The 21,140-nt window shown below is 70.5% G+C and carries 21 protein-coding genes; 10 read left to right on the forward strand and 11 right to left on the reverse strand.

The genetic code is table 11. The features are described 5' to 3' along the window. Positions 1 to 85: 85 nt before the first annotated feature. The gene (locus ACIOEW_RS02600) at positions 86 to 664 is read right to left on the reverse strand and encodes a hypothetical protein (protein WP_401960653.1); all 579 of its coding nucleotides are present in this window, start codon (positions 662 to 664) and stop codon (positions 86 to 88) included. Between the two features lie 78 nt (positions 665 to 742). Between ACIOEW_RS02600 and ACIOEW_RS02605 the strand changes: the two genes are divergently transcribed. Then, positions 743 to 1,531, forward strand: a complete 789-nt coding sequence (locus ACIOEW_RS02605) for a hypothetical protein (protein WP_362541016.1) — start codon at positions 743 to 745, stop codon at positions 1,529 to 1,531. A 38-nt stretch (positions 1,532 to 1,569) separates the two neighbouring features. Here ACIOEW_RS02605 and ACIOEW_RS02610 read toward each other — a convergent pair whose 3' ends face one another. Then, positions 1,570 to 2,016, reverse strand: a complete 447-nt coding sequence (locus ACIOEW_RS02610) for a MarR family transcriptional regulator (protein WP_362541019.1) — start codon at positions 2,014 to 2,016, stop codon at positions 1,570 to 1,572. Between the two features lie 143 nt (positions 2,017 to 2,159). Between ACIOEW_RS02610 and ACIOEW_RS02615 the strand changes: the two genes are divergently transcribed. The 7 genes from ACIOEW_RS02615 (at position 2,160) to ACIOEW_RS02645 (ending at position 9,602) form a co-directional block, all read left to right on the forward strand. Continuing rightward, complete coding sequence (locus ACIOEW_RS02615; RefSeq protein WP_362541022.1) at positions 2,160 to 3,179, forward strand: NADP-dependent oxidoreductase; 1,020 nt, start codon at positions 2,160 to 2,162, stop codon at positions 3,177 to 3,179. Positions 3,180 to 3,269: 90 nt separating this feature from the next. Beyond that, positions 3,270 to 3,698, forward strand: coding sequence for an organic hydroperoxide resistance protein (locus ACIOEW_RS02620; RefSeq protein WP_362541025.1), 429 nt, complete (start codon positions 3,270 to 3,272; stop codon positions 3,696 to 3,698). 211 nt (positions 3,699 to 3,909) lie between these two features. Beyond that, positions 3,910 to 5,268, forward strand: coding sequence for an extracellular solute-binding protein (locus tag ACIOEW_RS02625; protein WP_401960658.1), 1,359 nt, complete (start codon positions 3,910 to 3,912; stop codon positions 5,266 to 5,268). Beyond that, entirely contained in the window at positions 5,265 to 6,206 is a 942-nt protein-coding gene (locus tag ACIOEW_RS02630) for a carbohydrate ABC transporter permease (RefSeq protein ID WP_401960661.1), read from the forward strand. The genes ACIOEW_RS02625 and ACIOEW_RS02630 overlap by 4 nt, the downstream gene beginning before the upstream one ends. Further along, a complete protein-coding gene (locus ACIOEW_RS02635; RefSeq protein WP_401960664.1) occupies positions 6,203 to 7,072 on the forward strand; it encodes a carbohydrate ABC transporter permease in 870 nt (289 codons plus the stop codon). Before ACIOEW_RS02630 ends, ACIOEW_RS02635 begins: the two co-directional genes overlap by 4 nt. A gap of 38 nt (positions 7,073 to 7,110) precedes the next feature. Then, positions 7,111 to 8,628, forward strand: a complete 1,518-nt coding sequence (locus ACIOEW_RS02640) for an alpha-N-arabinofuranosidase (protein ID WP_401960665.1) — start codon at positions 7,111 to 7,113, stop codon at positions 8,626 to 8,628. Between the two features lie 149 nt (positions 8,629 to 8,777). Beyond that, positions 8,778 to 9,602 carry an EI24 domain-containing protein gene (locus tag ACIOEW_RS02645; RefSeq protein ID WP_401960668.1) on the forward strand — a complete coding sequence of 275 codons (825 nt, stop codon included), beginning with the start codon at positions 8,778 to 8,780 and terminating at the stop codon, positions 9,600 to 9,602. Positions 9,603 to 9,626: 24 nt separating this feature from the next. Here ACIOEW_RS02645 and ACIOEW_RS02650 read toward each other — a convergent pair whose 3' ends face one another. From ACIOEW_RS02650 to ACIOEW_RS02660, 3 genes are all read right to left on the reverse strand, one after another. Further along, on the reverse strand, positions 9,627 to 11,609 hold the full coding sequence (locus tag ACIOEW_RS02650; protein ID WP_401960670.1) for a flavin monoamine oxidase family protein: 1,983 nt from the start codon (positions 11,607 to 11,609) through the stop codon (positions 9,627 to 9,629). Positions 11,610 to 11,770: 161 nt separating this feature from the next. Further along, positions 11,771 to 12,769, reverse strand: a complete 999-nt coding sequence (locus ACIOEW_RS02655; RefSeq protein ID WP_401960673.1) for an aldose epimerase family protein — start codon at positions 12,767 to 12,769, stop codon at positions 11,771 to 11,773. 45 nt (positions 12,770 to 12,814) lie between these two features. Beyond that, positions 12,815 to 13,729 (reverse strand): SGNH/GDSL hydrolase family protein, encoded by a 915-nt coding sequence (locus ACIOEW_RS02660; RefSeq protein ID WP_401960675.1) that lies wholly within the window; start codon positions 13,727 to 13,729, stop codon positions 12,815 to 12,817. A gap of 352 nt (positions 13,730 to 14,081) precedes the next feature. Between ACIOEW_RS02660 and ACIOEW_RS02665 the strand changes: the two genes are divergently transcribed. After that, on the forward strand, positions 14,082 to 14,576 hold the full coding sequence (locus ACIOEW_RS02665) for a DUF3145 domain-containing protein (protein ID WP_362541052.1): 495 nt from the start codon (positions 14,082 to 14,084) through the stop codon (positions 14,574 to 14,576). Positions 14,577 to 14,837: 261 nt separating this feature from the next. Here ACIOEW_RS02665 and fabF read toward each other — a convergent pair whose 3' ends face one another. The 5 genes from fabF to ACIOEW_RS02690 form a co-directional block, all read right to left on the reverse strand. Next, complete coding sequence (gene fabF / locus ACIOEW_RS02670) at positions 14,838 to 16,100, reverse strand: beta-ketoacyl-ACP synthase II (protein WP_362541055.1); 1,263 nt, start codon at positions 16,098 to 16,100, stop codon at positions 14,838 to 14,840. A 77-nt stretch (positions 16,101 to 16,177) separates the two neighbouring features. Then, on the reverse strand, positions 16,178 to 16,426 hold the full coding sequence (locus tag ACIOEW_RS02675) for an acyl carrier protein (protein WP_024490626.1): 249 nt from the start codon (positions 16,424 to 16,426) through the stop codon (positions 16,178 to 16,180). Positions 16,427 to 16,489: 63 nt separating this feature from the next. Next, positions 16,490 to 17,491, reverse strand: a complete 1,002-nt coding sequence (locus ACIOEW_RS02680) for a ketoacyl-ACP synthase III (protein WP_401960678.1) — start codon at positions 17,489 to 17,491, stop codon at positions 16,490 to 16,492. Between the two features lie 13 nt (positions 17,492 to 17,504). Then, positions 17,505 to 18,419, reverse strand: coding sequence for an ACP S-malonyltransferase (locus ACIOEW_RS02685; RefSeq protein WP_401961516.1), 915 nt, complete (start codon positions 18,417 to 18,419; stop codon positions 17,505 to 17,507). A gap of 89 nt (positions 18,420 to 18,508) precedes the next feature. After that, positions 18,509 to 19,708 carry a helix-turn-helix domain-containing protein gene (locus ACIOEW_RS02690; RefSeq protein WP_350998946.1) on the reverse strand — a complete coding sequence of 400 codons (1,200 nt, stop codon included), beginning with the start codon at positions 19,706 to 19,708 and terminating at the stop codon, positions 18,509 to 18,511. Between the two features lie 120 nt (positions 19,709 to 19,828). Here ACIOEW_RS02690 and ACIOEW_RS02695 point away from each other — a divergent pair, with 120 nt between their 5' ends. Then, on the forward strand, positions 19,829 to 20,485 hold the full coding sequence (locus ACIOEW_RS02695; RefSeq protein ID WP_401960682.1) for a pirin family protein: 657 nt from the start codon (positions 19,829 to 19,831) through the stop codon (positions 20,483 to 20,485). 4 nt (positions 20,486 to 20,489) lie between these two features. Here the strand turns inward: ACIOEW_RS02695 and ACIOEW_RS02700 are convergent, their stop codons facing one another. Continuing rightward, complete coding sequence (locus ACIOEW_RS02700) at positions 20,490 to 21,080, reverse strand: GNAT family N-acetyltransferase (protein ID WP_401960685.1); 591 nt, start codon at positions 21,078 to 21,080, stop codon at positions 20,490 to 20,492. Between the last annotated feature and the right edge of the window lie 60 nt (positions 21,081 to 21,140).

The following is a 21,140-nucleotide window of genomic DNA, read 5'->3' on the forward strand; positions in this document are numbered from 1 at the left end:
TTCGCATCGTGCGCCGTTCGGGGGCGTCGTGCGCGTTGGGATACGCCGGAGGAGGTACGGAGCTGACGGAGTGTCGGCCCATGGGTCAGCTGCCCGGCAGGCCGGGGAGCAGCCGCTGGAACAGCCCCCAGGTGAACTCGGCGACGTACGGGGTGCCGGTGGCCGGGTCGGTGATCGCGAGGGCCCACCGGGTCGGCGCGCTGCCCTCCATCGGACGGGCCGGCGCGAACGCCCGCGCGACCTCGTTCACGGTGCACGACCAGGGGCGCAGATCCCCGGCCGGGCCGAGCACGGGGGCGGTCGATCCCGGGGCCCGGACCAGCCACTCGTTCCACACCGCCCCGCCCGGCGCCACCATCACCTCGAACCGCAGGTCCGGCCAGAGCGGCACCGGCCAGAACAGCGCGTCGCACTCCAGATCGCCGACCGTGCGCCGCAGCGACGACTCGGGCTCACCGAGCACCGCTCGGTAGCGGCGCAGCGCCCCTCGTCCCCGGGGCGCCCGCGTCATGGCCTGCCAGCGGCGGTTGGCCTCGCGCATCTCGGCGAGCGTGGCACTCAGTTCGTGCCGGGCGTCCTCGACGAGGCCGGGCTGGTGGTCGGCCATCCGCCGGAGCAGGACGAGCTGGAACTCACGGGGGCCGAAAGGGGTGGCAGCGGTCATGGAATAGACGGTTCCACACAGGATCCTCACCTGAGCGGCTTTCTCCGTTGTCCTGCGGGCATTTAATCTGCGGGCGCCATGGATTATTGCCAGCCCTGTCAGCGACATCTCAACGGCGCCCTGGCCTGCGCCGGATGCGGAACCCCCGCGGAGGCGCTGAGCCCCTATGCCGGGTCGGCGCTCCTCGGTCACGAGCCGGAAGCGCGGGACGAACAGGCGGCCGCGTCGCACCCGTCCGGGGGGCGTCGCCGCCGGGGGCACGATGCTGCCCGGACGCGGGGCGGTACGCACGGCGGACACGGTCCGGGCCGCAGGCGCGCGGCACCGGACGAGCGGCCGCGCCGGGGGCGCCGGGGCCGCAGCCGCCGGGGCCGCAAGGTCCTGCTGGTCCTGCTGGGGGTGGTCCTCGCGGCCGGTGCGCTGAGCCTGGCCGAGCTGGCGACCGAACCGGACGGTGGTGACGGCGCCTCGGACTACGTACGCGAATCGACGTCCGTCACGACCGCTCCGGCCCCGGAACCGTCGGCGAGCGACACGGCCGAGCCGCCCGGGCCGGTGAGGAGGCCCGTGGGCAGTCCCTCGGTCGTCCCGGCCACCGACGCCCACTCCCCGGACGCCACCCGGACCGGCCGGGCCACGGACGAGGCGCGCCCCGGCGGTGTCACCTCCGCCCCGGTGTCATCCGCCCCCGCCTCCGTGCCGTCGTCGGCGGCTCCGTCGGTCACCACCGGCGGTCCGTCGGAGCCGGGCGGGCCGGGCGACACCCCGTCGCCGTCCGCGACCCCGCCGCGGCCCACGCCCACCCCGACACCCACGCCGTCGCCGACCCCGTCGGACGACTCGTGCTGGTTCCCGTGGTTCTGCTGAGGGGCTGAGCGTTCAGGCGCTCGGCAGGGCCTGACCGCTCAGGCGCTCGTGACCTGCGGTTCCACACCGAGCATCCGGCGCAGCAGGTCCCGCAGCACCGCGCGGTCCGTGTCCGAGAGACCGGCCAGGGGCTCGCGGGCGAAGTCGAGCGAGTCGCGCAGTTCCCGGGCTGTCCGGGCGCCCTTCTCCGTGGGGGCGGCCAGCTTCACCCGCCGGTCGGCGGGGTCGGGCCGCCGCTCCACCAGGCCGCGCGCCTCCAGCCGGTCGACTATGCCGGTCACGTTCGACGGCTCGCACTTCAGCTTCTGGGCGATCCGGCGCATGGGCAGCGGATCCAGCGAGAGCAGCCCGAGGACCCGGGCCTGGGCGCCGGTGAGGCTGTGAGCGGCCGCGGCCTGCTCGTACTCCTCGTAGTAGCGCGCCACGACCGCGCCGATCAGGTCGACGACTTCGAGGGTCAGCGGGTCCGTACGAGAGGTGGCCATGACACTCAGGATAGCCGGTTACTTGACAAGGTGAAATATCCAGGCGCATGGTTGTTTCACATCATGAAGCTTTTCTGCTCCGGCCGAACGGCTTCCCGCATTCCCTCAGAGACCGACTCAAAGACCGAGGAGACACCGAGCCCATGTCTGCAGCTCTTCCCACGTCCAGCCGTGAATGGCACCTCGTAGCCCGTCCGCACGGCTGGCCGAAGGCCGAGGATTTCGCACTGCGTGAGGCTCCGGTCGCCGCTCCCGCCGAGGGCCGGGTCCTCGTCCGCAACCTGCACTTCTCGGTCGACCCCTACATGAGGGGCAGGATGAACGACGTGAAGTCGTACACCCCGCCCTTCAAGCTGGACCACCCCATGGAGGGTGGCGCGGTCGGCGAGGTCGTCGCGTCCAACGCCGAGGGCTTCGCGGTCGGTGATCACGTCCTGCACGGTCTCGGCTGGCGCGAGTACGCCGACGTCCCCGCCAAGCACGCGGTGAAGGTCGACGCCTCCCTCGCCCCGCTCTCCGCCTACCTCGGCGTGCTCGGCATGACCGGGCTCACCGCCTACGCCGGCCTGTTCGACGTGGCCTCCTTCAAGGAGGGGGACGCGGTCTTCGTGTCCGGCGCAGCCGGTGCGGTCGGCAGCCAGGTCGGCCAGATGGCGAAGCTCAAGGGCGCCTCGCGCGTCATCGGCTCCGCCGGCTCCGACGAGAAGGTCAAGCTGCTCGTCGAGGAGTACGGCTTCGACGCCGCCTTCAACTACAAGAACGGCCCCGTCGCCGAGCAGCTGCGCGAGGCCGCCCCCGACGGCATCGACGTCTACTTCGACAACGTCGGCGGCGAGCACCTCGAAGCCGCGATCTCCTCGTTCAACGTGCACGGCCGGGCGACGATCTGCGGCATGATCGCCCAGTACAACGCGACCGAGCCGACCCCCGGCCCCCGCAACCTCGCCCTCGTCATCGGCAAGCGGCTGCGCCTGCAGGGCATGCTCGTCGGCGATCACGCCGATCTCCAGGGGCAGTTCGTCCAGGAGGTGGCCGGCTGGCTGGCCTCCGGCGAGCTGAAGTACCGCGAGACCGTCGTCGAGGGCATCGAGAACGGCTTCGAGGCGTTCCTCGGTCTGCTCCGCGGCGAGAACACCGGAAAGATGATCGTCTCCCTCGGCTGAACCGCCCTCATGGGCACGGGTTAGGCTCGTCCCAGGCCGTCGCGATCGTGGGCGCGAGTCGCGGCGCATCAGCAGGAGGAATCCTCGAGCATGACCATTCACGACATAGCTGTCGCGTACACCGCCGTCGCCACCGCTTCGAACGGCCGTGACGGCAGGGTCTCCTCGGACGACGGCAGGCTCGACGTGGTCGTCAACCCGCCGAAGGAAATGGGCGGCAGTGGCGCGGGCACCAACCCGGAACAGCTCTTCGCGGCGGGCTACAGTGCCTGCTTCCAGGGCGCGCTGGGCGTGGTGGCACGCCAGGAGAAGGCCGACATCACCGGCTCCACGGTCACCGCCGCGGTCTCCATCGGCAAGACCGGGGCCGGTGGCTTCGGCCTGGAGGTCGCGATCACCGCGACCATCCCGAACGTCGACACGGTGACCGCGCAGGCGCTCATCGAGAAGGCGCACCAGGTGTGCCCGTACTCGAACGCGACGCGCGGCAACGTGAAGGTGGCGCTCTCGGTCGCCTGACCGCCTGCACCACCCGTAAGTACGCAGCCGAGGGCCGCACCCGCGAGGGTGCGGCCCTCGGCCGTTTCGAACGCCCGCCCGGCACCTCATGTTCGATATTCCGGACATTGTTCGGAATTCTTGCGCGACCCATTGACGCGCAAGCGCTTCGATTTTACGGTCCGTTCGAAGTTACGGGCAGCATTCGATATTTCGAATAGTGAGGGCGGGCATGGGACGACCTGGCCTGAATCGCAGGCAACTGATCACGGGGCTGGGCGGGGCGGCCGTCGCCGGCAGCTTCGGCTTCGCGGCGCTGGGAAGCGGTGCGGACGCCCTCGCGTCGAGTGCCGCCACCAGGGTCCGCTACTGGAACCTCTTCAGCGGCGGCGACGGCTACAACATGATCGCGATGCTCGACTCCTTCCGTAAGGAGCACCCCGGCATCGACGTGAAGGATTCGACCCTCCAGTGGGGCAGCCCCTTCTACACCAAGCTCGCCATGGCGGCGGCGGGCAACCGCGCACCGGACCTCGGCGTCATGCACCTGGGCCGCGTCACAGGCTTCTCGCCGGGCCGCCTGCTGGACCCCTGGGACGTCGGCCTGCTCGCCAAGTACGGCGTGAGAGAGGCCGACTTCAACCCCGCGCTGTGGAAGCGCGCCGTCATCGACGGCAAGCTCTACGCCCTTCCGCTCGACATTCACGTCCAGCTCTGCTTCTACCGCAAGGACGTACTGGGGAAGGCCGGCCTGCTCGGCGACGACGGGCGGATCGTGCCGGTCACGTCCACCGACGAGTGGTTCGACGTGCTCAAGGAGGCGAAGAAGGCCACGAAGAAGGGGCTGCAGACCATCGGCCTGTGGGCCAACGACCAGAACTTCCAGTGGTGGTTCTTCGTCGCCTTCTACACCCAGCTCGGCGGCACCTGGTTCAACGCCGCCAACTCCGACGTCACCTTCGACACGGACAAGGCCACCCAGGTCCTGGAGTTCATGCGCCGGCACATCACCGACGGGTACTCCGACCCGGGCTTCGCGGGTGCCGCCGGAGCCGAACAGTTCCTCAACGGCTCCCCGTTCTGCTGGGAGGGCAACTGGTCGGTGCCGGTGTTCTCCGGGGCGAAGATCGAGTACGGCGCGACACCGCTGCCGCCCGTCTTCGGTGAGCGGGCCACCCACGCCGAATCGCACTCCTTCGTCCTGCCGCACCAGTCCGGCCGGGGCGGCGACGCCAACGAGGCCGCCCACCAGCTCGCCGCCTACGTCGTCAGGCACGCACAGCAGTGGGCCGCCGGCGGACACATCCCCGCCTACACGCCGACGCTGTCCACGGCCGCGTACAAGAACCTCGCACCGCAGAACGAGTACGCCTCGGCGATGGACCACCAGGCCACCGAGCCGAAGGTGTGGTTCGCGGGCTCCACCGGCATCCTCGCCCAGCGCGTCGGGCCGATCGCCGCGTCCTCCATGCTGGGCTCCGCCACGCCGGCGGCCGCCGCCCGCCGCATGAAGAGCACGCTCGCCGAACTTCTCGCCATGAAGAACCCCATGGACGGCCGAACCGCAGCGCAGGGAGGTGCGGCCGCATGACCACGATCACTCCGCAGACCGTCCTCGCACCCGCCCGCGCGAGGACCGCCGCCGACAGCGCCCCGGCCCGCCGCAAACAGGGTCTCCAGCACGGGGGCTGGTTCGTCGCCCCGTTCCTCGTCCTGTTCGCGCTCTTCGTGATCTGGCCGCTGCTGCGCGGCATCTACCTCAGTTTCACGGACGCCAACATCTCCGGCGACGGCGCGGGCTTCATCGGCCTCGACAACTACCGCGAAGCCCTGCACGACCAGCTGATGTGGGACGCGCTCGGCCACAGCGCCTACTTCACGCTGCTCGTCGTGCCGTGCATCACGGTTCTCGCCTTCCTCCTCGCGATGCTCGCCCACCACATCGAGCGCGCCCAGTGGCTGTGGCGGCTGTGCTTCTTCATCCCGTTCCTGCTGCCGTCGACCGTCGCGGGCAACCTGTGGCAGTGGCTGTTCAACCCCGGTACGGGCATGGTCAATTACGTCTTCGGCCTCGATACGCCGTGGCTGACCGACAAGTCGTACGCGATGCTCGCCGTCGTCCTCACCACCCTGTGGTGGACGGTCGGCTTCAGCTTCCTGCTCTACCTCGCCGCGCTCCAGGGCATTCCCGCGCACCTCTACGAGGCCGCCAAGCTGGACGGCGCGAACGCCTGGCACCGCATGGTCCACATCACCCTGCCCATGCTGCGCAACATCACCGGTCTCGTGATCGCGTTGCAGATCCTCGCCTCGCTCCAGGTCTTCGACCAGGCTGTCGTGATCCAGGACTTCGGCCCCGGACCGGAGGGGTCGACCCGCACCTTCGTGCAGTACACGCTCGAAGAGGGCTTCACCAGCTACCGCGTGGGCTACGCCTCCGCCATCTCCATCATCTTCTTTGTGATCATCGCGGCCGTCGCCCTCGCGCGGACGTGGCTGCTGCGCAACCGTGAGGAGGGCGGCCGATGACCACCGACGCCGCGCAGACACGTATCAACTCCCGTCCCCGCAGCACCTGGTCGCCGAGCCAGATCGTGCTCACCCTCATCGGCGTCGCCGTCTCCGCCGTCTTCCTGGCGCCGCTCGCCTGGGCCCTGTTCACCTCCCTCAAGTCGGAGACCGAGGCCGTCGAGGTGCCGACGCACTGGCTGCCGGAGGACTGGACGGGCCAGGCGTGGCAGGCCCTCTTCGAGACCGGCAACATCACCAACTGGTTCGTGAACTCGCTCGTCGTCTCGGTGTGTGTCACCGCGGTGGTGCTGCTCGTGAGCGCGCTCGCCGGATACGGCTTCGCCCGCACCGAGTTCAAGGGCAAGGCGTTCCTCATGGGCGTGGTGATGGCGGGCCTGATGGTCTCGCCCGCCGTCCTCGGCGTCCCGCTGTTCACCACCGTCCAGCAGATGGGCATGGTCGACACCTACTGGGGCATGATCCTGCCGCAGTGCGCGCCCGCCGCGATGGTCTACATCCTCTACAAGTTCTTCCAGGGCATCCCGAGGGAGCTGGAGGAGGCCGCGTACATCGACGGCGCCGGCCGCTGGCGGGTGTTCTTCACCATCATCGTGCCGCTGTCGAAGCCCTCCCTGTCCGCGGTCGGCATCTTCACCTTCATCGCGTCCTGGAACAACTTCCTGTGGCCGTACATGGTGACCAACAACCCCGATCTGATGACCATGCCGAACGGCATCGCGACCGTCATGAACTCCTACGGCATCCAGTGGGCCCAGCTCATGGCCGGCGGGCTGATGGCCGGACTGCCGCTGATCATCGTCTTCGTCTTCTTCCAGCGCCAGATCGTCAGCGGCGTCGCCCACACCGGCCTGGCCGGCCAGTGATCCGCACCGAGCTCCGTCCCGACACCCCGAAGGAAGTCATGACCCGCACCGCCCGCTTCACCCTCGACCCGGCCTTCACCGTCGGCGATGTCGACCCCCGCCTCTTCGGCTCGTTCGTGGAGCACCTCGGCCGCTGCGTCTACGACGGCATATACGAGCCCGGCCACCCCTCGGCCGACGAAACCGGCCTGCGTACCGACGTCCTGGAGCTGATCCGCGAACTGGGCGTCACCGCCATCCGCTACCCCGGTGGCAACTTCGTCTCCGGCTACCGCTGGGAGGACAGCGTCGGTCCCGCTGACGAGCGGCCGCGCCGCCTCGACCTCGCCTGGCGCTCCACCGAGACGAACCGGTTCGGGCTCTCCGAGTTCATCGCCTTCTGCCGGAAGATCGGCCCGCGGGCCGAACCCATGATGGCCGTGAACCTCGGCACCCGGGGCGTCCAGGAGGCCATCGAACTCCAGGAGTACGCCAACCACCCGGCCGGCACCGAACTCTCCGAACGCCGCATCGCGCACGGCGACAAGGAGCCCTTCGGCATCAAGCTGTGGTGCCTGGGCAACGAGATGGACGGCCCCTGGCAGACCGGCCACAAGACCGCCGAGGAGTACGGCCGGATCGCCGCCGAGACAGCACGCGCGATGCGTCAGATCGACCCGTCCGTCGAACTCGTCGCCTGCGGCTCCTCGGGCCGGTCCATGTCCACGTTCGCCGCCTGGGAGGCGACCGTCCTCGCCGAGACCTACGACCTCGTCGACTACGTCTCGCTGCACGCCTACTACGAGGAACTCGGCGGCGACCGCGACTCGTTCCTGGCATCCGCCGTGGACATGGAGTCCTTCATCGAGGACGTCGTCGCCACCTGCGACCACGTCGGGGCGCGGCTGAAGTCCACGAAGAAGATCAACCTCTCGTTCGACGAGTGGAACGTCTGGTACATGGCCCGCAGCCAGCAGGAGGCCGAGGCGAACCCCCTCGACTGGCCCGAGGCACCCCGCCTGCTGGAGGACAACTACTCCGTCACCGACGCCGTCGTCTTCGGCACCCTGCTCATCGCCCTGCTTCGCCACGCCGACCGGGTGACCGTGGCCTGCCTGGCCCAGCTGGTCAACGTGATCGCCCCGATCATGACCGAGCCCGGCGGCCCGGCCTGGCGGCAGACCACCTTCTTCCCGTTCGCCCAGGCCGCACAGCACGGCCGGGGCCAGGTCCTGGACGTGCGGGTGGACTCGCCCACGTACGGGACCGCCAGGTACGGCGAGACGGACCTGCTGCACGCGACCGCCGTCCGCGACCCGGAAACCGGCGCGGTCACCGTCTTCGCGGTCAACCGCAGCCAGTCGGCGGCCCTCCCGCTCGAAGTCGCCCTGCACGGCCTCGACCTGACGGGGATCGCCGAGCACCAGGTCCTCGCCGACGCGGACCCGGACGCCCGCAACACCCTCACCGAGCCCGGACGGGTCTCCCCGCACCCGGCCGAGGGCACCGCGCTCGACGGGGGAGTGCTGCGGGCCACGTTGGAGCCGATGTCCTGGAACATGATCCGCCTCGTCTGAATCCCGGCACAGCCGGGCGCTGCGGATGTTCGACCCCCGGGGCCTTCGCCTGCGAAGCCCTTTCGTGTACGAAGCCCCGGGGGGCCGGGGAGTTCACCGTGCGACTCCCCGTGGCGCCGACGCCCTGTGCGATCTCGTAGGCTGACGCCATGCGTGATCTCGGGGCGGGCTTCAGCCATCTGATCAAGGGGCAGCGCTGGGTCGCCCGGCACGGCAAGTGGTTCGGCATCGGGCTGCTGCCCGGCCTGATCACCCTCTTCCTGTACGCGGGCGCCCTCGTCGGCCTCGGCTACGGGGCCGACGACCTGGCGGACTGGGTGACCCCGTTCGCCGACGACTGGTCCTCGCCCTGGCTCGGCCTGCTCCGCACCACCCTGACCGTGCTGGTCTTCGCCTTCGGTCTCTTCCTGGCCGTCATCACGTTCACCGCCGTGACCCTGCTCGTCGGGCAGCCCTTCTACGAGTCGCTCTCGGAGGAGGTGGACCGCGCCGAGGGCGGCGAGGCCCCCGAGTCCGGGCTGCCGCTCTGGCGGGAGCTGTGGATCTCGGCCCGCGACAGCGTGCGCATCCTGGTGCGCGTCGCGCTGTACGCGGTCCTGCTCTTCGCCCTCGGGTTCATCCCGGTCGCCGGCCAGACGGTCGTCCCGCTCATCGGGTTCTGCGTCACGGGGTACTTCCTCGCCGAGGAACTCACCGCCGTCGCGCTCCAGCGCCGCGGGATGGTGCTGAAGGACCGGCTCGTCCTGCTGCGGGGCCGCCGCCTGCTGATCCTCGGCTTCGGCGTACCGCTGGGGCTCGCCTTCCTGGTTCCGTTCGTCGCCGTCTTCCTGATGCCGGGGGCCGTCGCGGGAGCGACCCTGCTGGCACGCGACTTGATGGGGGAGGACAGCGACGACGGCGATGACGAGGATGCCGACGACGAGGAGGGCGAGGGAACGCTGCCTGCCTCGCCGCCCCACCGCGTGAACGACTGAGCCGGCTGAGCTCACCCGCAGCGGTCAGCTCGTGTGGACCTCCAGTGCCGTGCGGACCGCGGACTCCAACGCCCCTTCGATCCAGGCGGGCTTGACGGACGTGTGGCAGCCGGCGAAGTGCAACGGCCCCTCGACCGACCGCACATCGGCGAGCAGCTCGGTGTGCTGGCCGGGCAGCAGGACGGACGCCTCGCCGTACGCGTACGGGTCGCGCATCCACGACTGGGTGGCACCGGCCCCCGTGTAGAAGACCTCGATGCGCTGCCCGTACACGTCCTGGACCCCGCCCAGGGCGTGCGGGTAGCGCTCGTCGTCCTCCAGGGAGTCCCACTTCAGGGCGTCGTCGGCCCAGCTGTACGAGGCGAGGAGCACCCCGCCCTTGCTCCCGTCGACCGGGTGGGAGGGCTGGTACATGAAGCGGTTGGCGTTGTCGGTGACCGATCCGCCGCCGATGACATGGGCCGCCTCGGGCTGGTTCCGGGCGGTCGTGCGGTAAGCCGCGTAGTGCACGCGCTGGTTGGGCGGAATGTGCCCGGACGGCACGGAGGGGTGTGCGCCCAGCAGCGAACCGTCGGCCGGCGCCTTGCCGAGCCGGTACTCGTCGTACAGGCCGGTCCGGACCTTCTCCAGCTCCTCCTTCCAGTCCTTCTCCTCGAACTCCCACCAGCGGCGGCTGAATTCGAGCAGCACCTTGGTGGCCACGTCGTAGTGGACCTCGGTGATCGCGCGCCGCTTGCCGTACGAGAGCGCGGGGGTGACCGGGATGTGGCGCAGCCCGGAGAACGGCACGGTGACGATCGCCCGGTCACCGGTGAAGGTCTCCCGCACGACCTTCCCGTCCCGCCCCTCCGACACCGTCTCGACGCGGACGCCGTCCTCCCCGTGACTGATCCTGGCGGCCCGGCGGTCCAGCCGCACCAGGTCCTTGACCCGTGCGTACATGGCGTCGGCCAGCGTCGCCGTGCCGTCGGGCAGCTCGTAGAACGCGGTGTCCGGGCTGATCAGAGAGGCCCCGATGAAGCTGTGCACAAACGCGAGAGGCAGCCGCGAGGTGAGGTTCTCGACGGTGCCGATGAGGTCGATGGTGCGCTCGTCGAGCTCGGCCTCCTCGGTCAGGAAGCGGAACATCGACCAGTGGCCGTAGTTCTGGATGACGCGGGCCCAGCCCTTGACGAGCTCCGACCCCTCCTTGCCCTCGAACTCCTTGCGTACGGGGGCGAATGCCTCGCGCACGATGGCCGAGGCGGTCTTGTCCTCGAACTCCGCGGGGACGCCGAAGGAGCGGTTGACCGCCTGCGGCTTCTTCGCGTAGTCCGCCTTGCGGACCCGGATGCCGTTGACATGGATCCACGTGTGGTTGACGGGCTGTCCCGCGGTGTCGACGTCGACCAGGTGGAAGCGGCGGCGCTTCAGCCCGAAGCTGTCCATCAGCCCGGTGACGAGCGGGTGGCTGTCCGGGATGCGCATCGCCCCGGCCTCGGCGTACTGCTTCGGGTCGGCGAAGGGTGACTTCGCGTTCTCGTGGCCGCCCGTGCGGAAGGTCTTGATCCGGCCACCGACCCGGTTGCCATTGGCCTCGATCACGGTGACGGTGTGCCCGGCCTCGCGGAGCAGATGAGCGGCGGTGAGCCCGGCCGGGCCCGCGCCGATGATCAGCACCTCCTTCGGGCCCTTGCCGCTGCGCGGCAGGCCCTTGGAGAGCAGGACGTCGCGGTAGTGCGGTACGAGCGACTCGTCCTGCTCGTCGCGTACGAGGACGGCGCGGGCGACGGTCAGGCAGGCGTTCCAGTCGGAGCCGGGCGCGGCGGCGGGGGCGGCGAGGGATCCGGGTGCGGCCGCGTCAGCCGCGGTCGCGCTGGAAGCGGTGGCCGCGGCGAGGGCGGCGGCACCCGCGGCGGCGCCGGCGATCACGGTGCGCCTGGAGGGCAGGCCGGAAGAAGGCAGACCGGAAGAGGAAAGGCCGGAAGTAGGCAGGCCGGAATTCGGCTCGGCAGGCTTGGAAGTCATGCGGCCACCCTGGGGGGCGCGGAAAGGGGCGCATTGCGCGAACGCGCGTAGACCACCCGGAATCACTCCCAGGTGCCGCTTAACGATCTTGTATTATCGGTGTTCCCGCAGGTCAGGACACCCGCCTACGGGAACACCGAGGCCTCGGAAGCGGCGCTGCCTCAGCGCACCGAGAAGCCGTACACGGTCGTCGACGCGTACGCCTCGCCCGGCCGCAGCACCGTGCTCGGGAATTCCGGCCTGTTCGGCGAGTCCGGGAAGTGCTGGGTCTCCAGGGCGATCCCGGCGCACGGCCCGAACGGCCGCCCGTCGAAGTGGTCCGCCGTGTACAGCTGCATGCCCGGCTCCGTCGTCGTGACGGTCAGGACGCGCCCCGACACCTCGTCGTGCAGCTCGGCCACCGGGCCCGTCACGCCCTCGTCCAGCACGAAGTTGTGGTCGTACTCCTTGGAGACCGGCTGCGGCTCCCGGAAGTCGAACCGGGTTCCGTCCACCGGCAGGAACTCACCCGTCGGCAGCGACTCCGCGTCCGCCGGGGTGATCCGCCCGGCCGCGATCCGCAGCCGCTGGCCCAGCGCACTGCCGGAGCCGGCGCCCGCAAGGTTCCAGTACGTGTGGTTCGTCAGGTTCAGCACGGTCGGCGCGTCCGTCGTCGCCCGGTACGCGATCCGCAGCGCCCCGTCCTCGTCCAGCGTGTAGGCCACCGAGACCTCCAGTCGCCCCGGAAACCCCTCCTCGCCGTCCGCCGCGACCAGGGACAGCTCCACCCCGCCTGCGGTCTCGCGGGCGTCCCACACGCGCTTGTCGAAGCCGATGGCCCCGCCGTGCACGTGGTTGCGGCCCTCGTTGCGCGTGACGTGATGCGTCGTCCCGTCGAGGACGAACGCCGCCCCGCCGATCCGGTTCGCGTACCGCCCGACCAGCGCGCCGAAGTAGGGCCCCGCGTACTGGATGTACGAGTCGAGATCGGGCAGTCCGAGCGCCACCGCGGCCTGAGCGCCGTCCCGGTCGGGCACCTCGACCGACTGCACGGTGGCGCCGTACGTCAGCACCCGCACGCGCGTACCGCCACGTTCCAGCGTCCAGCGGTCCACGGTGGTGCCGTCCCCGAGGGTGCCGAAGTGTTCCGTACGCATCACCGTGTTCGAACCCGTCTCCATGATCGGAAACTCTAGCCTGACCGGTGCGGGGGGAGGCGGCCGGTCTTACGCGGGAGGCCGCGCCGCCGTGACGTTGCGGTAGGCGATCTCGGCCAGCCGGGCCTGCCCGTTCCGCCCTGGGTGGAACCAGTCCCACTGGCTGAGCTGCTTCCCGGTGAACCGGTAGTCGAACACCGCCCCGCCGTCGTCACGGCAGCGCTCGTCCTTCGCGCACACGTCGCGCAGCACCTCGTTGTACGCGATGACGCGGGCCTGCACCGCCGCCCGCCGGGCCACCGCCGAGGCGCTCATGTCATCCGCGTCACTCAGCATCGACTTGCAGATGCCCAGCTTCCAGATCTGCTTGCCCAGCTGACTGCCCCGGCCCGTCGACCAGAGCCGCTTGAGGTCCGGCACGCTCGACACGTACACCTGCGCCTTCGGCGCCGCGCTGCGCAGCTGACGCATCGACGCCTCGAACGACGCGCGGAAGTCGGCCACCGGCGTCATCGCCCGCACCGAGTCCCGGCAGGCGTCATTGGCGCCGATCATCACCGTCACCAGAGCGGGGTCCTCCTTCGCCGCCAGCGCCATCTGCTCCGGCAACTGGGCGATCCGGGCACCCGTCTCGGCGTGGTTCCAGCTGTGGGACGCCGCGCCCGAGGCGCCGAGGAGCCGCACCGCCAGGCTGTGCACCGCACTGTCCGAGCCGGTCGACCAGGAGGCCTCGGGGCAGTCGGCCAGCACCGAACAGGCGTCGAAGCCACGGGTGATGGAGTCCCCGACCGCGGCGACCGACTCCGGACTGCGGTCCCAGAGCGGTGCGGCCGCCGGCCGCCTGCCCTCTTCGGCCGTCGCGCCCTTCGTGGTCCTGTCGGACCCGGAGTCACAGCCCGTCAGGACAGCCGCGCCGAGGAACGACACGGCGGCCAGCGCGGCCAGTGCGGTCCGCGAGCGGTGCCGTACGGAGCGATCCGGCATGTCCTCGTCCCCTCCTGTCCCATGCCTCCGGCACACCCTTGTGGCACCGGTCGGCGGGCCCGCGCGCCCTGCCGGGTGAATGCTGAGCGAATCATGGGCCCAGGACCGACGGTACGTCACACCTCGGACGCCGCCGCACGGTAGCTTTTCCACGTCTAACCAGTGGCTCTTTCGGCCGCCCGGCTCCACTCGGGTGGATCTCGAACATCACATCACGTCACATACCCGCCCTTCTCCGGACATTAACGCCCGATACTGTTTACTGATGACAGCCTTGGGCGCCGGCCGGTAAGAGGCGGAACGGGCGCGAGGCCGCTGGGCAGGCGAATCTCGTCCCACACTGGAGGTCCCGGTGACGACACGTGGAGTCCTGTACGTCCACTCAGCCCCGCGCGCGCTCTGCCCACACGTCGAATGGGCGGTGGGGGGCGTACTCGGCGTGCGGGTCCAGCTCGACTGGATCAGACAGCCGGCCGCACCCGGCACCTGGCGTTCCGAATTCTCCTGGCAGGCCCGTCCGGGCACGGCGTCGAAGCTGGCCTCCGCGCTGCGCGGCTGGGATCTGCTGCGTTTCGAGGTGACGGCGGAACCGTCGCCGACCGCGGAGGGCGAGCGCTACAGCTCCACGCCCGAGCTCGGCATCTTCCACGCCGTCACCGGCATGCACGGCGACATCCTGGTCCCCGAGGACCGGCTGAGGGCCGCCCTGGCGCGGTCGCTGAGCGGGGAGGGCGACCTGGAGGGGGAGATCGCCAAGCTCCTGGGCAAACCCTGGGACGACGAGCTGGAATCTTTCCGCCACGCAGGCGAGGGCGCGCCCGTGCGCTGGCTGCACCAGGTGGTGTGAGCCCTCCCGGAGCTCCGCCCGCACCCCCGACCCGCGCCTCAAGCGCAGGCGGGGCCGGTTCTGGCTGCTGCCCCGACTTGTCCCTTGTCCCTGGGCCTGATCTCCCCGCCGGTCACCGGCAAGGCGGATCAGGCCGGATCAAGCCCCTCCGGCGATCGGGGAGCGGGGGTACGGGGGCAGCGCCCCCGAAAGGCCCGCGCCACGCGTGAAGCCCGCCTCCCCTCACCGGGAAAGCGGGCTTCACGCGTGGCGCGGGAAAGATCAGACGCTACGGAACGCCAGCACCACGTTGTGTCCGCCGAAGCCGAACGAGTTGTTGATGGCCGCGATCGGCCCCTCGGGCAGCGGCCGCGGTTCACCGCGCACGATGTCCGCCTCGACCGCCTCGTCGAGGTGGTCGATGTTGATGGTCGGCGGAGCCATCCGGTGGTGCAGGGCCAGGACCGTCGCCACGGTCTCGATACCGCCCGCGCCACCGAGCAGGTGGCCCGTCATCGACTTCGTCGCGGAGATCGCGACGTGGTCCAGGTCGTCGCCAAGGATCTTGCGCAGCGCCTTCAGCTCCGCGACATCGCCCTGCGGCGTGGACGTCGCGTGGGCGTTGAGGTGCACGACCTCGGACGGCTTGAGGTCCGTCTGGTCCAGCAGGTTCTGCATCGCCGCGGCGATACCGCGCCCGGTCGGCTCGGGCTGGGCGATGTGGTGGGCGTCGGCGGACAGCCCCTGGCCCAGCACCTCGCAGTAGACCCGGGCGCCACGCGCGGCGGCGTGCTCCGCGGACTCCAGGACGACGACACCGGCGCCCTCGCCGAGGACGAAGCCGTCACGGCCCGTGTCGTAAGGACGCGAGGCCTTCTCGGGCTCGTCGTTGCTCTTGGACATCGCCATCATGTTGGCGAACGCGGCGATCGGCAGCGGGTGGATCGCCGCCTCGGTGCCACCGGCGAGGACCACGTCGGCACGGCCGGTGCGGATCATCTCGACGGCGTACCCGATGGCCTCGGCACCCGACGCACAGGCGGAGACCGGGGTGTGGACGCCCGCCCGGGCGTTCACCTCGATACCCACGTTGGCGGCCGGGCCGTTGGGCATGAGCATGGGCACGGTGTGCGGGGAGACGCGGCGTACGCCCTTCTCCTTCAGCACGTCGTACTGGTCGAGCAGGGTGATCACACCGCCGATGCCGGAAGCGATGACCGAACCCAGTCGCTCGGGCTGGATCTTCTCGTCCTCACCGGCAGGGCCGGTGAAGCCCGCGTCCGCCCACGCCTCACGGGCCGCGATCAGCGCGAACTGCGCCGAGCGGTCCAGCTTGCGGGCGAGCGGGCGGGGCAGGACGTCCCCCGGGTCGACGGCCGCGAGGGCCGCGATCCGGACAGGCAGTTCGGCGAAACGTTCGCCCTCAAGAGGCTTGACGCCGGAACGGCCGGCCATCAGACCTTCCCAGGTCGATGCGGAATCGCCACCCAGCGGAGTGGTTGCGCCGATACCGGTGACGACCACAGTGCGATTGGTCGAGTTCACTGGAAAATCTTCTCCACGTGTAGAGGGTCGTGAATCAGCGGCGCCACCGCCGGGTGGCGACACACGAGTCGGCTGGATCAGGCCTGGTGCTTCAGGATGTAGTCGGCGGCGTCGCCGACCGTCTTGAGGTTCTTGACATCCTCGTCGGGGATCTTGACGTCGAAGCGCTCCTCGGCGGCGACGACGACCTCGACCATGGACAGCGAGTCGACGTCCAGGTCGTCGGTGAAGGACTTGTCCAGCTGGACGTCCTCGACCGGGATACCGGCGATCTCGTTGACGATCTCGGCGAGACCGGTGACGATCTCTTCCTGCGTGGCGGCCATGTTGGCGCTCCTTCGGTGTGTTTCTGCTGGGTTCGGGCGTCCGGGCGAAAAGACCCGGTGTGCCTAGGGGAGGGTAACGACCGTCGCGGCGTAGGCGAGACCCGCCCCGAAGCCGATGACGAGCGCCGTGTCGCCGCTCTTGGCCTGACCGGTCGCCAGGAGTCGCTCCATTGCGAGCGGAATCGAGGCGGCGGAGGTGTTGCCGGTGGTTTCGACGTCACGGGCGACCACGACGTGTTCCGGCAGCTTCAGGGTCTTCACCATCGAGTCGATGATCCGCATGTTTGCCTGGTGCGGAATGAAGACGTCCAGGTCTTCCGGGGCGATCCCGGCCGCGTCCAGCGCCTGCTGGGCGACCTTCGCCATCTCGAAGACGGCCCAGCGGAAGACCGCCTGGCCCTCCTGCGTGATGGCGGGGAACTTCTCCGGACGGTCGGCGTGGAAGGTGTCCCACGCCACGGTCTGCCTGATCGCATCGGACTTGTCGCCCTCGGAGCCCCAGACCGTGGGGCCCATGGCCGGCACGTCGGACGGGCCGACGACGACGGCACCGGCCCCGTCGCCGAACAGGAACGCCGTCGCGCGGTCGCTCAGGTCGGTGAGGTCGCTCAGCCGCTCCACGCCGATGACGAGTACGTACTCAGCCGAGCCCTCGACGATCATGCCCTTGGCGAGGGCCAGACCGTAGCCGAAGCCCGCGCAGCCGGCTGAGATGTCGAAGGCGGCGGGCTTGCCCGCGCCGACCTTGTGGGCGATCTCGGTCGCGATGGCCGGGGTCTGCTTGAAGTGCGAGACGGTGGAGACGACGACCGCGCCGATCTGGTCCGGCATGACCCCGGCTTCGGCGAGGGCCTTGCCGGACGCCGCGACGGACATCGCGGACACGGTCTCCTCGTCGGAGGCCCAGTGGCGGCTGGCGATGCCGGACCGGGAGCGGATCCACTCGTCGGACGAGTCGATCGTCTCGAGGATCACCTCGTTGGGCACGACGCGGGTCGGGCGGTAGGCGCCGACACCCATGATCCGGGCGTACGGGGCGCCCTTGCTGGGCTTGATCTTCGACATACTCTCGGGCTCCTTAGACGCCTGCGTGCTCAGCGATGAGCGCGCGGGCCGCGTCGAGGTCGTCGGGGGTCTTGAGCGCCAGGGTCTGCACGCCGGGCAGCGCGCGCTTGGCCAGGCCGGTCAGCGTGCCGCCGGGGCAGGCCTCGATGAGCGCGGTGACGCCCAGCGCCTTGAACGTCTCCATGCACAGGTCCCAGCGGACCGGGTTGGCTACCTGGCCGACCAGCCGCGAGATGACCTCCGCGCCGGTGGCGACGGTCTTCCCGTCGGCGTTCGAGACATATGTCACGGCCGGGTCGGAGACCTTCAGGGCCGTGGCGGCCTCACGGAGACGCTCGACCGCGGGAGCCATGTGGTGCGTGTGGAACGCGCCGGCGACCTTGAGCGCGACCACCCGGCGCACGCCCTCGGGCTTGTCCTCGACGAGCGCGGCGATCTGAGCGGCGGTGCCGGCGGCGACGATCTGGCCGCCCCCGTTGACGTTCGCCGGCGTCAGACCGAGCTTTTCCAGGTGCGGGACTGTGACCTCCGGGTCACCGCCGAGCAGCGCGGCCATGCCGGTCTCGGTGACCGCCGCGGCCTCGGCCATGCCGAGCCCACGGGTACGTACGAAACGCAGTGCCGCCTCGTCGCCGATGACCCCGGCGAGAGCGGCCGCGGTGATTTCACCCACGCTGTGACCTGCGACGACGCCAGGCGACGCGTTGAGCGCGGTGGCGGAGAGCAGACCGGCGGCGACCAGCAGTGGCTGAGCCACCGAGGTGTCACGGATCTCCTCCGCGTCGGCCTTCGTGCCGAAGTGGGCAAGGTCGAGCTCGATGGCGTCGGACCAGGCCGCGATGCGGTCGGTGGCACCGGGGAGGTCGAGCCAGGGAGTAAGGAAGCCGGGCGTCTGAGCGCCTTGGCCGGGAGCGACGAGTACGAGCACCCTCACACTCTCTCTTGTCAATGGTCCGGAACGCCCGTGGGGACAGGGACGAAGAACCGTGGGGGGATTTGTTGATGTCCGACAAAAGTCTAGGACTGGAGATCCCTGTCGGCCAGGCGCCCCAGAATCAGGGCGATCCGCAGAGTGAACGCCGAGCGGACATCGGAAGGCGACCATCCGGTGACGTCTGTCACACGTCGGAGCCGGTAGCGCACGGTGTTGGGATGGACGAACAGCATCCGGGCCGCGCCTTCGAGACTGCTCGCCTGTTCCAGATACACACTCAGCGTCTCCAGGAGGGCAGAACCCGCTTCTTCGAGCGGTCTGTAGATCTCCTCCACCAACTGATCCCGTGCGGCCGGGTCGCCCGCCATCGCGCGCTCCGGCAGCAGATCGTCCGCGAGTACCGGCCGCGGGGCGTCCTGCCAGGCGCTGCACGCCTTGAGCCCGGCGGCGGCCGCCTGTGCGGAGCGGGTGGCGGCCAGCAGGTCCGGCACCACGGGCCCGGCGACGACCGGACCCGCCGCATACGGGCCGATCAGCGCCTTCGCGACCTGCAGCGGATTGTCGCTGCCGCCCGCGATGACGACCAGGCGGTTGCCGAGCACCCCGGTCAGGACCTGGAGCTTGGCGTGCCGGGCGGCCCGGCGGATCGCCTCCACGGTCAGCTCGCTGTCGCCGTCGGGGGCCGTACCGAGCAGTACGCAGACGTGCTCGGGCGAGTTCCAGCCGAGCGCGGCGGCCCGGGACACGGCGCCCTCGTCGGCCTCCCCGGACAGCACCGCGTTGACCACGAGGGATTCGAGGCGGGCGTCCCAGGCGCCGCGGGCCTCTGCGGCCTGCGCGTACACCTGGGCGGTCGCGAAGGCGATCTCCCGCGCGTAGACGAGCAGCGCCTCGCGCAGCACCGACTCGTCGCCGGGCGCGGCGACTTCGTCGATCGCCGCCTCCATGACCTCGATCGTCGTCCGCACCATCTCGACGGTCTGCCGCAGCGTGATCGCCCGGGTCAGCTCGCGCGGCGCCGTACCGAAGACGTCGGTCGAGATGGCCTGCGGGGTCTCCGGATGCCGGAACCACTCGGTGAACGCGGCGATTCCGGCCTGGGCCACCAGGCCGATCCAGGACCGGTTCTCCGGTGGCATGGCCCGGTACCAGGACAGCGACTCATCCATGCGGGCGATCGCGTTCGCGGCCAGCCGGCCGGAGGACTGCTCCAGCCGTTTCAGGGTCGCTGCGTGGAGGTGGGCGGCGTTGGCGGCGGGCTGCTCAGGATCGGGTCGGGGCACGGGGACAAGACTGCCCTATCCGGACGGGTGCCCGAAGGCGGGGCGGTCCGCGGGTCGTGCCGCGGGGCAGCCCGCTGGAGCCGTGGGCCCGTCCGTGCCGGGCCGGGCTACCGTGGGGAGGTGATTTCCGTACGTCGCTCGGGCGACCGCTTCAGGGGTGGGGACGGAGCGGCGGGCATCGAGTCCCGGCACTCCTTCTCCTTCGGTACCTTCTACGACCCCGACAACCTCCGCTTCGGCCCGATCCTGGCCTGCAACGAGGAGCGCCTTGCCCCGGGCGCGGGCTTCGAGGAGCACCCGCACAGCCATACCGAGATCGTCACGTGGGTCGTGGAGGGCGAGCTGACCCACCGCGATTCGGCCGGTCACGCCACCGTCGTACGGCCCGGGGACGTCCAGCACCTCAGCGCCGCTTCCGGCGTCCGGCACGTCGAACGCAACGACGGGGAAACGCCGCTGACGTTCCTTCAGATGTGGCTCGCACCCCTGGAACCGGGCGGCGAGCCCTCGTACACGACCGTCCCAGGCATCGCCGACTCCACCCCGTACGCCCTGCCGGAAGCCGGCGCGATGCTCCATGTGCGCCGGCTCGCCGAGGGAGAGCGCACGGCGGTACCGGACGCGCCGCAGGTGTACGTGCATGTGGTGGCCGGGGACGTGCGGATCGGCGACGAGGTGCTGACGGCGGGGGACGCGGTGCGGATCGCCGGGGAGGAAGGCCTGGAGCTGGTCGCGGACGGAGTAGCCGAGGTGCTGATGTGGGAACTGCCGGGCTGACGGCTCACCGCCCTGTGTCCCGCCGCCACATCGACCACATCGGCGGCCCGGACCGGAACGTCATCTCCTCGTGCACAGCGAAACCGTGCCGCTCGTAGAACGTCAGATTGCGCCGGTTGCTGGACTCCAGGAACACCGGCCGCCCGTCCGCGTCGGCCTGCTCCAGCAGCCCGCCCAGCACCTGCGACCCGCGCCCCGTGCCGCGAGCGTCGGCGTGGGTGCCGATGTACTCGACGTACCAGTGCGCCGGGCCGGCCGGATGGCGGTGCTCCAGCGCGAGCAACCGCATCCCGGTCCTCGGCAGTTGGGCCCGGGACGCCCGCAGCAGCGTGCCCGCGTTGCGCAGCAGGTAGCTCACCGGCAGCTTCCACTGTCCGGGCTCCGCCCACACCGCCGCGACCGTGCGGTCCGGGTCGGTCCACACCCGGCCCGCCGGGACCTGCTGGGCCAGATGCGCGGTGAACAGCAGCCTCAGCCGCCGGTCCCGGTCGTGCGGCATCAGCCACGACCAGACGGGGTCCTCGGCGTAGGCGCTGGCGAGGACGGCGGCGAGCGCCGGGACGTCGGAGGCGGAGGCGCGGACTATGTCGGTCATGGCCGGGGAGGGTACCGGGTCCCCGCGATCACCGACCAGCGGGATGACAAGACCGCCCGA

The sequence above is a fragment of the Streptomyces sp. NPDC087901 genome (assembly GCF_044742205.1).
Classification (GTDB): domain Bacteria; phylum Actinomycetota; class Actinomycetes; order Streptomycetales; family Streptomycetaceae; genus Streptomyces.